The 10,889-nt window shown below is 70.2% G+C and carries 11 protein-coding genes and 2 rRNA genes; 3 read left to right on the plus strand and 10 right to left on the minus strand.

The window, feature by feature from the left end:
* Positions 1 to 89 precede the first annotated feature (89 nt).
* Genes ABZX79_RS03750 through ABZX79_RS03760 form a run of 3 tightly spaced genes read right to left on the minus strand, consistent with a single transcriptional unit; the run spans position 90 to position 2,147 of the window.
* Positions 90 to 1,043 (minus strand): NAD kinase, encoded by a 954-nt coding sequence (locus ABZX79_RS03750; RefSeq protein ID WP_285439473.1) that lies wholly within the window; start codon positions 1,041 to 1,043, stop codon positions 90 to 92.
* The gene (locus ABZX79_RS03755) at positions 1,040 to 1,855 is read right to left on the minus strand and encodes a TlyA family RNA methyltransferase (protein WP_355250980.1); all 816 of its coding nucleotides are present in this window, start codon (positions 1,853 to 1,855) and stop codon (positions 1,040 to 1,042) included. Before ABZX79_RS03755 ends, ABZX79_RS03750 begins: the two co-directional genes overlap by 4 nt.
* Before the next feature lie 7 nt (positions 1,856 to 1,862).
* Positions 1,863 to 2,147: a hypothetical protein gene (locus ABZX79_RS03760; RefSeq protein ID WP_355250983.1), complete on the minus strand. Its 285-nt coding sequence runs from the start codon at positions 2,145 to 2,147 to the stop codon at positions 1,863 to 1,865.
* Between the two features lie 42 nt (positions 2,148 to 2,189).
* Here ABZX79_RS03760 and ABZX79_RS03765 point away from each other — a divergent pair, with 42 nt between their 5' ends.
* Positions 2,190 to 2,537 carry an SCP2 sterol-binding domain-containing protein gene (locus ABZX79_RS03765; RefSeq protein WP_355250985.1) on the plus strand — a complete coding sequence of 116 codons (348 nt, stop codon included), beginning with the start codon at positions 2,190 to 2,192 and terminating at the stop codon, positions 2,535 to 2,537.
* Here ABZX79_RS03765 and ABZX79_RS03770 read toward each other — a convergent pair.
* From ABZX79_RS03770 to ABZX79_RS03785, 4 genes are all read right to left on the minus strand, one after another.
* Entirely contained in the window at positions 2,521 to 3,408 is an 888-nt protein-coding gene (locus ABZX79_RS03770) for an ABC transporter ATP-binding protein (RefSeq protein ID WP_355250988.1), read from the minus strand. The genes ABZX79_RS03765 and ABZX79_RS03770 overlap by 17 nt on opposite strands.
* Positions 3,405 to 4,472: an iron chelate uptake ABC transporter family permease subunit gene (locus tag ABZX79_RS03775; protein WP_355250991.1), complete on the minus strand. Its 1,068-nt coding sequence runs from the start codon at positions 4,470 to 4,472 to the stop codon at positions 3,405 to 3,407. The genes ABZX79_RS03770 and ABZX79_RS03775 overlap by 4 nt, the downstream gene beginning before the upstream one ends.
* Positions 4,469 to 5,482, minus strand: coding sequence for an iron chelate uptake ABC transporter family permease subunit (locus ABZX79_RS03780; protein ID WP_355251079.1), 1,014 nt, complete (start codon positions 5,480 to 5,482; stop codon positions 4,469 to 4,471). The genes ABZX79_RS03775 and ABZX79_RS03780 overlap by 4 nt, the downstream gene beginning before the upstream one ends.
* A 160-nt stretch (positions 5,483 to 5,642) precedes the next feature.
* Positions 5,643 to 6,674, minus strand: a complete 1,032-nt coding sequence (locus tag ABZX79_RS03785) for an HAD-IIA family hydrolase (RefSeq protein WP_355250994.1) — start codon at positions 6,672 to 6,674, stop codon at positions 5,643 to 5,645.
* Positions 6,675 to 6,746: 72 nt separating this feature from the next.
* On the opposite strand from ABZX79_RS03785, the gene ABZX79_RS03790 reads away from it, so the two are divergent.
* On the plus strand, positions 6,747 to 8,030 hold the full coding sequence (locus tag ABZX79_RS03790) for a DUF1015 domain-containing protein (protein ID WP_355250997.1): 1,284 nt from the start codon (positions 6,747 to 6,749) through the stop codon (positions 8,028 to 8,030).
* A gap of 65 nt (positions 8,031 to 8,095) precedes the next feature.
* Here the strand turns inward: ABZX79_RS03790 and ABZX79_RS03795 are convergent, their stop codons facing one another.
* A complete protein-coding gene (locus tag ABZX79_RS03795) occupies positions 8,096 to 8,797 on the minus strand; it encodes a hypothetical protein (protein ID WP_355251000.1) in 702 nt (233 codons plus the stop codon).
* 78 nt (positions 8,798 to 8,875) lie between these two features.
* Here ABZX79_RS03795 and ABZX79_RS03800 point away from each other — a divergent pair, with 78 nt between their 5' ends.
* A complete protein-coding gene (locus tag ABZX79_RS03800) occupies positions 8,876 to 10,201 on the plus strand; it encodes a hypothetical protein (protein WP_355251003.1) in 1,326 nt (441 codons plus the stop codon).
* Positions 10,202 to 10,588: 387 nt separating this feature from the next.
* On the opposite strand, the gene rrf is transcribed toward ABZX79_RS03800, so the two are convergent.
* Together rrf and ABZX79_RS03810 are read right to left on the minus strand one after the other, a co-directional pair.
* Positions 10,589 to 10,705, minus strand: a 5S ribosomal RNA gene (rrf, locus tag ABZX79_RS03805).
* A gap of 111 nt (positions 10,706 to 10,816) precedes the next feature.
* A 23S ribosomal RNA gene (locus ABZX79_RS03810) occupies positions 10,817 to 10,889 on the minus strand; the annotation flags it as partial.

Here is a 10,889-nt window from a genome sequence, read left to right on the forward strand (position 1 = left end):
TCGACGGCCCCCGCCCCTCAGCACGAATTCACAAGCTCAGGGTGGGCAAGATCGGCCCTGTACGGCCGGCCACCGGCCGACGCCTGGACTCAGTGCGGCGCCCCGCGCCACCCCGACACCGGAAGGGCGAACTTCGCGACGAGCCGGTCGGTGAACGACGCATGGTGCAACCGCGCCAGCCGCACCGGCACGGCACCCCGCCGCACCTCCACCCGCGCACCGGCGGGCAGTTCGACCGTCCTGCGGCCGTCGCACCACAGCACGCCGTGCGGCGTGTGCTGCTGCACCTCCACCGCGAGCACCGAATTCGGCGACGTCACCAGCGGCTTGGCGAACAGCGCGTGCGCGCTGATCGGCACCATCAGCAGCGCTTCCACCTCCGGCCAGACCACGGGCCCGCCGGCCGAGAAGGCGTACGCCGTGGAGCCGGTCGGGGTGGCGCAGACGATGCCGTCGCAGCCGAACCCGGTCACCGGTCGCCCGTCGATCTCCAGGACCACCTCAAGCATCCGCTCGGGCGAAACCTTCTGCACGGCGGCCTCGTTGAGCGCCCAGTCCGCGTACATGACATCACCGTTGTTACGCACGAGGACGTCGAGGGTCATACGCTCCTCGACTTCGTACGCACGCGTGACGACCCGGTCGACGACCTTGTCCAGGTCGTCCCGCTCGGCCTCCGCGAGGAAGCCGACGCGGCCGAGGTTGACGCCGAGCATCGGCACTCCGGAGGCGCGCGCGAACTCGGCGCCGCGCAGTAGCGTCCCGTCCCCCCCGAGGACGATCAGCAGCTCACAGCCGTCGAGTACGGCCGGCGAGGCTTCCGTCACCGTCTCGACGGACGGCGGCAGCGGCAGATCGGCCGCCTCCGCGGCCAGCACGCGCACCCCGATGCCGTTGCGCAGCAGCCCCTGTACGACCAGTTCGGCGCTGCGGATCGCCGCGGGGCGTCCGGTGTGCGCGAGCAGGAATACGGTGCGTGCTCCCCCAGGAGGCTCAGCAGATCTGTCTGTCGTCGTCTCGGTCGTCGCTGTCGTCGTTGTCAACTCGGCCCCTCCGCCACTGCACGGTCAACATCCGCCGGGTCGAGCTCGGGAGCTCCGGCCCGGAGCCACAGAAAGTACTCGACATTCCCCGAAGGCCCGGGCAGCGGACTGGCGGTGACGCCCCGTACGCCCAGCCCGAGCCCCCACGCCTGGCGCGCCACAGACCGGACCGTTTCGGCCCTGAGCTCGGGGCTGCGCACGACGCCCCCACTCCCCAGCCGGTCCTTGCCGACCTCAAACTGCGGCTTCACCATCATCACGAGATCGGCGTCCGGCGCGGCACACCGCACCAGCGCCGGCAGCACCAGCCCCAGCGGAATGAAAGACAGGTCACCGACGATCAAGTCGACCGCCTCCCCGTCAATCGTCTCGAGTGTCATTTCCCGCACGTTGGTACGGTCTTTGACGGTCACCCGTTCATCGGACTGCAGCGACCACGCGAGCTGGCCGTACCCCACATCAACGGCGACGACTTCCCGGGCCCCCGCCCGCAGCAGCACATCGGTGAATCCACCGGTCGAAGCCCCGGCGTCCAGCGCCCGCCGCCCCTCGACCTTCAGCCCCTGCGGTACGAACGCCTCCAGCGCACCGGCCAGCTTGTGCCCGCCCCGCGAGACGTAGTCGGGGTCGTTGTCGTCCTTGAGCACCACGACGGCGGCGCTGGTCTCGACCTGGGTGGCGGCCTTGGTCGCGACGGCGCCGCCCACCTTCACCCGCCCTGCGGCGATCAGCTGGCTCGCGTGCTCCCGTGAGCGTGCGAGTTTCCGGCGGACCAGCTCGGCGTCGAGGCGGCGGCGCGCGACTCCTGCCACGTTCGGTTCAGCTCCTGATGTCGTACGAGGAAGGGGGCACCGGGGGTCCCGGTCGTGCGTCCAGCGCGGTCAGCGCCTCACGCAGCCCCCCGTGTACATCCTCGTACACCTCGATGTGCCCGTCCGCCGCGAGGTGGTCCGCGTCGCCCAGGCGTTCGAGCAGCATGTCGACGTCGGCGTGCCCGGTGGGGGTGCGCTCGACCCCGAGAGGCGCCGGTGCGGCCGGGTCGTACACCGTGGCGGCAGCGGTGGCTGCCGCCGCCTCACCCTTGTCCTCGACCTCGTGGTTCATGCCCCGACGCTACCCCGAAGCGCTGGGGTACCGTCGATCCCGATGGCAACGACGGAGGAGTGCCGCAGCGCACTCGACAAACTTTCGGACAATCTGGCTCAGGCCGATGACGGCGTACGCAGCGCAGCGGCGCTCGACCGTTCCCTGAGCTGTCACATCACGGATCTGGACATCACGTTCACCGGCCGCCTCGCGGGCGGCCGGATCGACGTACGGGACACCTTCGACGGTCCCCCGCGTGAGCGCGCCGAGATCCGCCTGGCCATGACCGGTGACGACCTGGTCGCCATGGTCGGGGGCGAGCTGAACTTCGCGAGGGCCTGGGCTTCGGGCCGGGTGAGGCTCGAAGCCGGTTTCCGCGACCTGATCCGCCTCAGGAAGCTGCTGTAGCCGCTGTAGCCCCCGCCGCCCCGACGGCCACAGCGGCCCGGCCGCCGCGCGCCTGGCGCCCCGCAGGCACCACCAGCGGCGTCCCGGTCTGCGGGTCGTCGATGACCTGGCAGCGCAGCCCGAAGACCCGCTCCACCAGCTCCGCCGTAACCACCTCGGCCGGCGGCCCCTGCGCGACGATCTCGCCGTCCCGCATGGCGATCAGGTGCGTGGCGTAACGCGCGGCATGGTTCAGGTCGTGCAGTACGGCGACGAGGGTGCGCCCCTGCGTCTCGTGCAGCTCCGCGCACAGATCCAGCACGTCGATCTGGTGCTGGATGTCGAGGAAGGTCGTCGGCTCGTCGAGCAGCAGCAGCGGCGTCTGCTGGGCCAGCGCCATCGCGATCCAGACGCGCTGCCGCTGCCCGCCGGACAGTTCGTCGACGTACCGGTCGGCCAGCTCGCCGACGCCCGTCGCGTCCATCGACTCCTCGACGATCCGCTCGTCCTCCGGCGACCACTGCCGCAGCAGGCCCTGGTGCGGGTAGCGCCCGCGCGCCACGAGATCCGCGACCGTGATCCCGTCCGGTGCGATGGACGACTGCGGCAGCAGCCCCAGCGTCCTGGCGACCTTCTTCGCGGGCATGGACCCAATGGCGTTCCCGTCCAGCAGCACCCGCCCCCGCGTGGGCTTGAGCATCCGTGACAGTGCGCGCAGGAGCGTCGACTTGCCGCACGCGTTGGGCCCGACAATGACCGTAAAGGAATGGTCGGGTATCTCGACGGAGAGGTCCTCTGCGATGACCCGCTGGTCGTAGGCGAGGGTCACCGATTCCGCACTGAGGCGCTGACGCTGCACTGGAATGCTCCTGAGGTTCTTCTCGATCGTCATATACGTCCCGCCTTACGCTCGGTCACCAGCAGCCACAGCAGATAACAGCCGCCGAGCACCCCGGTCACCACACCCACCGGCAGTTGCGTGTCGCCGAAGCCCTGCTGGGCCGCCCAGTCGGCGACGACGAGCAGCGTGGCGCCCATGGAGACCGAGGCCCCGAGGTTGGGCCCCGGCGAGCGCGTCAGCCGGCGGGCGAGCTGTGGCGCACTCAGCGCCACGAAGGCGATGGGCCCGGCGGCGGCCGTGGCCACCGCGATGAGAAGTACGGCGGACAGCATCAGCACCAGCCGTCCTCGCTCCACGCTCACTCCGAGGGCGTACGCCGCGTCGTCGCCCATCTCCGTCATGCGCAGCGACCGCCCGTGCCCCAGCACCAGCGGAACGAAAACGGCGCAGACACCCAACAGTGGCCACGCTTGCTCCCACCCACGCCCGTCGAGCGAGCCGGTCATCCACACGGTGGCGCGGGTCGCGTCGACGATGCTGGCCTTGGTGATCAGGTAGTGGTTGAGCGCCGTGAGCATGGCGGCCGCCCCGATCCCGACAAGCACCAGCCGGAAGCCGTGCACACCACGCTTCCAGGCGAGGAAGTAGACCGCGGCTCCCGTCAGCAGACAGCCGACGAGCGCGCCTCCCGTCACCGCGAGGGCGTTGCCCTTGAACAGCACCATCACGACCAGCGCGCCGGCCGTAGCGCCCTGCCCGAATCCGATGACATCCGGACTGCCCAGCGGATTGCGTGAGATGGACTGGAAGACGGCCCCCGACAGCCCGAGCGCCGCACCGACGAGCAGCGCGACGACGACCCGCGGCATCCGCAGCTCGGTGACGATGAATTCCTGCGAGGAGGTGCCGTTTCCAAGGAGCGTACGTACGACGTCAGCGGGAGACATCGGGAAGTCGCCACTGCCGATGAGCACGACCCCCACGGCCGGCGCGGCGGCGGTGAGCAGCAGCGTGGCGAGGAGTGCCCTGGGCTCGACCCGGAAGGAGAACCCGCCGCGGGTGCGTATCGCGCGGGATGCCCGCGTCCGCGAAGTGGGGCTGACGGTCACAGTCACAGTTGAGCCATCTTCCGGCGGCGTACGAGATGGATGAAGACGGGCCCGCCGACCAGCGCGGTCACGATGCCGACCTGGAGTTCGGAGGGCCGGGCGACGACCCGCCCGATGACGTCCGAGCCCAGCAGCAGCACCGGCGAGAGCACCGCGGCGTACGGCAGGATCCAGCGCATGTCGGGCCCGGTGATGGCCCGGACGAGGTGCGGCACCATCAGCCCGATGAAGACGATCGGCCCGCAAGCGGCGGTAGCGGCACCACACAGCAGCGTCACGGCGACCATCGCGAGTACGCGCGTACGGGCCAGATGCGCACCCAGCGCCCTCGCGGTGTCCTCGCCCATCTCCATGGCATTGAGCGGCCGCGAGATCAGCAGCGCCAGCACCACACCAACGGCGATGAACGGCCAGACCTTGCCGATGATCTCCATGTCGGCGGAGGCCAGCGAGCCGACGGTCCAGAAGCGAATCTGCTCCAGCGCGGCCGAGTCCATCAGCTGTACGGCGTTGACGTAGCCGTACAGGGCGGCGGTCATGGCCGTGCCGGCGAGCGCGAGCCGTACCGGTGTGGCGCCGCGGCTGCCACCCAGGACGTACACCAGCACGGAGACAACTCCCGCGCCGATGAACGAGAACCAGACATATCCGGTCAGGGAGGTGACCCCGAAGAAGCTGATGGCGGACACAACGGCGGCCGCGGCCCCCGCGTTCACCCCGAGGATTCCCGGTTCGGCGAGCGGGTTACGGGTGAGCCCCTGCATGACCGCACCCGACAGCCCGAGCGCCGCACCGACGAGCACACCGAGGATGGTGCGGGGCACCCGCACGTCCTGGATGATCACGTCGTTGCCGGTGCCTGAGGCATGGAACAGTCCGTGCCACACCTCGCCCGGCGCAAGCGGTTTGGCGCCAATCGCGATACTCGCACCGACGACCAACAGCAGCACACCGACGGAGACAACCAACCCCCCGGCACGTACGGCATTGCGTTTGGGTGACGCGGGGATCTGCACCGCGCTCTGCTTCGGAGGACTCTCAACCAACACGAAGTTAGGTTAGCCTACCCTCGCATGGAGCTCTGTTGGAGCCCCTCCGGCGTATGAGGAGCGGGGCCTGGGGCAGCGCCCCAGGTCGGGAAGAGGCGGGTAGGGAAAAGCTCCGCAGGGCGGGCCCTTAAAGCCCCACCCTGTCCAGCACCTTGCTCCCGTCCAGCCCGCACACCCCGTCCCCCGCATACGTCCAAGCCGCCGCACACAACGCCCGCAGCCCATCCATCGCCGCCCCCTCCCCCTCAACCACCAGCTCGGCGCCCCGCACAGAAGCGGTCCACCCACCACACGCGAACCCGCCACCCGCCTCGGCCACTTCGGGCTGCCCAGTAAGCAACCCCCGCAGATCCGCATCCACATAAGTCGGCCGATACTTCGGCGCAGCCGCCAACAACTGCGCCCCGTCCGTAACGCCGGTCAGCACGAGCAGCGAATCCACGCCCCCCACATTCGCGCCCTCGATGTCCGTATCCAGCCGGTCCCCGACCACCAGCGGCCGCTCCGCCCCGGTCCGCAGAATCGTCTCCCGATGCATCGGCGGCAACGGCTTGCCCGCCACCTGCGGCGGCTCCGCGCCCGTGGCGATCCGTACGACCTCCACGGCCGCACCGTTACCCGGCGCGATCCCCCGCGCACTGGGAATCGTCAGATCCGTGTTAGACGCGAACCACGGCACACCCCGCGCCACCGCATACGACGCCTCCGCGAACCGCCCCCACGCCAGATCGGGCCCGCCGTACCCCTGCACCACGGCAACCGGGTCATCGTCGGCCGACTCCACCGGCACCAGCCCCCGCTCACGCAGCGCGACCCGCAGCCCCTCACCGCCCACGACCAAAACCCGCCCCCCACCAGGAACCTGATCCGCGATCAGCCGAGCCACAGCCTGCGCCGACGTAATGACATCGGAAGCCTCCGCAGGCACCCCGAGCTCCGTGAGGTGCTCCGCCACCACCTCAGGCGTCCGAAAAGCATTGTTGGTCACATACGCGAGATGCATCCCGCCGTCCCGGGCGACCGCGAGCGCGTCCACCGCGTGCGCGATGGCCTCACCGCCCGCGTAAACGACACCGTCCAGGTCCAGCAGAGCCGTGTCGTACGCCTCCCTCAGCGCACGCGCGCACGCGTCGGGCCGGGTCCTGGTCTGCTGGCTCATTCCGTACCACTCCTAGCTCGGTGCCTGTCCCCCGATCATCGCCCATAGGACGACCCCACTTACGATGCACCAATGAGTACACCTGGTCGGTCCGACGAGGACCACGGCCTGCGCCTGGCCCCCTTCCGTGGACTGCGCTACGTCCCCGAGCGAGTGAGCAGCCTGGCCGCCGTCACGTCCCCGCCGTACGACGTGGTGGTACGCCCCGACGGCCTGCATCACCTCGAATCGGCCGACCCGTACAACATCGTCCGGCTGATCCTCCCGCAGGCCGCCACGCCCGCCACCCGCAACCAGCAGGCCGCGGACACCCTGCACCGCTGGCTGTCCGAAGGTGTACTCGCCCCGGACCCCGTACCGTCCCTCTACGTGTACGAGCAGCGCAGCGGTGACCTGCTCCAGCGCGGCGTCATCGGCGCGCTCACCCTCACGCCGCCGGCGGAGGGCATCGTCCTCCCCCACGAGGACGTCATGCCGCACGTCGTCGCCGACCGCGCGGCCCTGATGCGCGCGACGGCCGCCAACCTCGAACCGCTCCTGCTGACCTACCGCAGCGGCGGCAACGCCACCGGCGCGACCGCCGTCATCGAACGCACCATCCTGCGCTCCCCGCTCCTGTCCACCACCACAGAGGACGGTTTCAGCCACCGCCTGTGGTCCATCACGGACCCCGCCGAACTGGCCGAAGTATCGGCGGACCTGTCCCACCACCAAGCCCTGATCGCGGACGGCCACCACCGCTGGGCGACGTACCTCCGCCTCCAGGCGGAACACCCGGCTGCCGGCGCCTGGGGCTCCGGCCTGGTCCTCCTCATCGACACGGCCCGCTACCCGCTCCAGGTCCGCGCCATCCACCGCGTGCTGCACCGCCTCCCCGTCGCGGACGCCCTCGCCGCGGTCGCCGACACCTTCCGCATCCGCGAGGTCCCAGGCCCGCTCCCCCTCGCGCTGGACGCCCTCGCCGAGGCGGCGACCGCCGGCAACGCGTTCCTCCTGGCGGGAGACGGCGCGTACCACCTGATCGACCGCCCGGACGAAACCCTCCTGTCCCGTACGATCCCGGCCGACCGCCCCGCGGCCTGGCGGACCCTGGACGCGACGGTCCTGCACGCCACTCTGCTCGACCACCTGTGGTCGATTCCCGACGCCCCCGAGCACATCGCGTACATCCACGGCACGGAGGCGGCCGTCACCCAGGCGGAACGCCACGGCGGCACGGCCGTCCTGATGCATCCGGTACGCGAGGAAATCGTCCGGGACCTGGCCCGCCAGGGCGTCACGATGCCCCGCAAATCCACGTCGTTCGGCCCGAAGCCGGCGACGGGCCTGGTCCTGCGCAGCCTCGACGTGAGCTGAACCCCCGGAAACGCGAAAGGGCGGCACCCCACCGGGGGTGCCGCCCTTTACTCACGCGGACTCAATCAGTCCTTGTCGCCCTCAACAGGCTCCACGCCACTCGCGTCATCGTCCTCAACGTCGACGTCGACGTCGTCCTTCACGACAGTCTCAGCCTTAGCCTCGGCCGCCGACTCACCGGACTCCTCGCGCTCCTCATCGAGGGCGTCGACGAAGTCGACACCGTCGAGCTGAGCGAGTCGGTCCGAAGCGTCCGTCAGACCATCCTTGTCCGCCTCGATCGCCTTGGCGAACCACTCACGCGCCTCGGCTTCACGCCCGGCGGTCAGCAGCGCATCGGCGTACGCGTACCGCAGTCGCGCGGTCCACGGCTGCACCGAATTCGACGCCAGCTCGGGCCCCTGGAGGGTCACGATGGCCGCATCGATCTGCCCCATGTCCCGCCGCGCACCGGCCGCGACCATACGCATCTCGACCTGGCCGGCCTTGTCGAGCTTCAGCACTTCCGGCTCACCGGCCATCGCCATTGCCCGCTCCGGCCGCCCGAGCCCGCGCTCGCAGTCCGCCATCACGGGCCACAGCTCCACGCTGCCGGTCATACGGCGGGCCGCGCGGAACTCCGCAAGCGCCTCGGTGTACCGCTGAGTCGCGTACGCCGCGAAGCCGGCGGCCTCACGCACCGCAGCCACTCGCGAGGCGAGCCTCAGGGCGATACGCGAGTACGCGTACGCCTCCTCGGGCTCGTCGTCGATGAGGTTCGCGACCATGACGAGGTTCTTGGCGACATCCTCAGCGAGGGTCTTCGGCAGGCTCTGGAGCTCCTGCCGAACGTCCTTGTCGATCTCGTGACCCGTGACGTCCTCGGGAATGGGAAGCCTCTTGATGGGCTCCCGCTCCCGGTCGTCACGCTGCCCGCGGTACCCCTCGCGGTCACCGCCGCGGTCGTCACGACGGGGCGCACGGTCGTCGCGGCCGCCGCGGTAGCCACCGCGGTCGTCGTCCCGACGCGGCCCACTGCTCGGCCGGTCGTCGCGGCGCTCATAGCCGCCACCACCGCTGGGACGCCCGCCCCGGCTGTCGTCGCGACGCTGGTAGCCACCGCCACCACCGCTCGGACGGTCGTCCCGGCGCTGGAACCCGCCGCCACCACTGCTGGGACGGTCATCACGGCGCGGCGCACGGTCATCACGCCCGCCACGGAACCCGCCACCACGCTCGTCATCACGACGCGGCGCACTGCTCGGCCGATCGTCCCGACGCTGGAACCCGCCACCACCACTGGGCCGCTCGTCCCGACGCTGGTAACCACCGCCACCACCACTGGGACGGTCATCGCGACGCTGGAACCCGCCGCCACCACCACTGGGACGGTCATCGCGACGCTGGAACCCGCCGCCACCACCGCTCGGACGGTCGTCGCGACGCTGGAACCCGCCACCACTGGGACGCTCGTCCCGACGCTGGTAACCGCCACCACCACTGGGGCGCTCGTCACGACCCTGGGAGCCGCCACCGCTCGGACGGTCGTCACGGCGCTGGAACCCGCCACCACCACTGCTGGGACGGTCGTCCCGGCGCGGCGCACGGTCATCACGGCCGCCACGGAACCCGCCACCGCCGCCACTGGGGCGGTCGTCGCGACGCTGGAAACCGCCGCCACCACTGGGACGGTCATCCCGGCGCTGGTAACCGCCACCACCACTGGGGCGCTCGTCACGACCCTGGGAGCCACCGCCACCACCGCTCGGACGGTCATCGCGACGCTGGAACCCGCCACCACCGCTCGGACGGTCATCGCGACCCTGGTAGCCACCGCCACCACCACTGGGACGGTCATCGCGACGCTGGTAACCACCGCCACCACCACTGGGCCGGTCGTCACGACGCTGGAACCCGCCACCACCACTACTCGGACGGTCGTCACGACGCTGGAACCCGCCGCCACCACCGCTCGGACGGTCGTCGCGACGCTGGAACCCGCCGCCACCACCACTGGGACGGTCATCCCGGCGCGGCGCACGGTCATCACGACCGCCACGGAACCCACCGCCACGCTCGTCATCACGACGCGGCCCACTGCTCGGCCGGTCGTCACGACGCTGGTAACCACCGCCACCGCCGCCGGCCGGACGGCCGCCTCGGCTGTCGTCACGGCGAGGGCCGCTGCCTGACCGGTCGTCACGACGCTGGAAGCCACCGCCACCACCGCTCGGACGCCCGCCCCTGTCGTCATCACGGCGCGGACCACTCGGGCGGTCGTCACGACCACCACGGGGCGCTCCGCCGGTGGGGCGGTCGTCACGACGGAACCCACCGCGATCGTTGTCCTGGCGCGGCGCACGGTCGTCACGACCGCCGCGGTATCCGCCCCTGTCATCGCCGTCTCGCCGGCGCGGCTCGCGCTCCGGGCGATCGTCGGAAGAGTTGGTGGACATCGGTTGGCTCCTGTCTTGGGGTAACGCAGTCATTCTCGCGCAGTCGGCCATCCGACGCGCTTCGGAAAAACAAAAAAGACCCTTGATCCAGCATGAACGCTGGACCAAGGGTCCTGAAAGATTGTTCGGCGGTGTCCTACTCTCCCACAGGGTCCCCCCTGCAGTACCATCGGCGCTGAAAGGCTTAGCTTCCGGGTTCGGAATGTAACCGGGCGTTTCCCTAACGCTATGACCACCGAAACCCTATCGGGCTTAGCGAACAAGCACACTCTTCAATTAAGTAAGTGGATCTGTTCAACCGGTGCGATAACTGTTCGCAACCCGGGAACAACACAGTGGACGCGAGCAACTGAGGACAAGCCCTCGGCCTATTAGTACCAGTCAGCTCCACCCGTTACCGGGCTTCCACATCTGGCCTATCAAC

It is taken from the genome of Streptomyces sp. NPDC002994 (assembly GCF_040611155.1).
GTDB lineage: Bacteria > Actinomycetota > Actinomycetes > Streptomycetales > Streptomycetaceae > Streptomyces.

Bases quoted from the DNA above. Each gene is read 5' to 3' on its own strand.
- ABZX79_RS03760 (WP_355250983.1), bottom strand. From the start codon at position 2,147: ATGAACCACGAGGTCGAGGACAAGGGTGAGGCGGCGGCAGCCACCGCT.
- ABZX79_RS03765 (WP_355250985.1), top strand. From the start codon at position 2,190: ATGGCAACGACGGAGGAGTGCCGCAGCGCACTCGACAAACTTTCGGAC.
- ABZX79_RS03770 (WP_355250988.1), bottom strand. From the start codon at position 3,408: ATGACGATCGAGAAGAACCTCAGGAGCATTCCAGTGCAGCGTCAGCGC.
- ABZX79_RS03785 (WP_355250994.1), bottom strand. From the start codon at position 6,674: ATGAGCCAGCAGACCAGGACCCGGCCCGACGCGTGCGCGCGTGCGCTG.
- ABZX79_RS03790 (WP_355250997.1), top strand. From the start codon at position 6,747: ATGAGTACACCTGGTCGGTCCGACGAGGACCACGGCCTGCGCCTGGCC.
- ABZX79_RS03795 (WP_355251000.1), bottom strand. From the start codon at position 8,797: ATGGTCGCGAACCTCATCGACGACGAGCCCGAGGAGGCGTACGCGTAC.